Here is a 730-nt window from a genome sequence, read left to right on the forward strand (position 1 = left end):
GCTCCCCTTCCTCGACATATTGAGAGTAATTTAAATCTCTATTGTCAGATGGAATTCGGTAGTAACCACCTTGATCTTCAGCAACAAACATTTCTTCTCGGCTACACAAAGCTTCGTAAAGCTTTTCACCATGTCTAGTACCAATTACATTGACTTTATGATCCGGTTTAGAAGTGATTTTTTTCAACGCTTCTACCAAAATTTCAATTGTTGCTGCAGGCGCCTTTTGAACAAAAATATCGCCATTAACGCCATACGTGAATGCATGAAGTACAAGGTCAACAGCATCGTTTAAAGTCATCATAAAGCGTGTCATATTCGGATCAGTAATAGTGATCGGGTCACCATTTATGATTTGGCGCAAGAATAAAGGAATAACAGAACCACGAGACGCCATAACATTACCGTAACGGGTAGCTGATATTACAGTTTTTTTAGGGTCAACATTACGTGATTTTGCGACAATGACCTTTTCCATCATTGCTTTAGAGATGCCCATTGCATTAATTGGGTAAACTGCTTTGTCCGTACTCAAACAAACAACTCGGGATACTTCATTAGCAATACAAGCTTCTAATACATTTTCAGTCCCCAACACATTGGTCTTTACAGCTTCCATAGGATGGAATTCACACGAAGGTACTTGTTTAAGTGCTGCTGCATGATAAACAAAGTTAACACCGTCATACGAGCACGTTTCATCGCTTCATCTAGGTTAACTGCGCCAAAA

General features: G+C 39.5%; 1 pseudogene. It reads right to left on the minus strand.

The features are described from left to right. Window positions 1-682 (minus strand): annotated as a pseudogene (locus tag KIV40_RS27180) (polysaccharide biosynthesis protein); the annotation flags it as partial. Window positions 683-730: the final 48 nt, after the last annotated feature.

The organism is Vibrio sp. D173a (assembly GCF_030248475.1).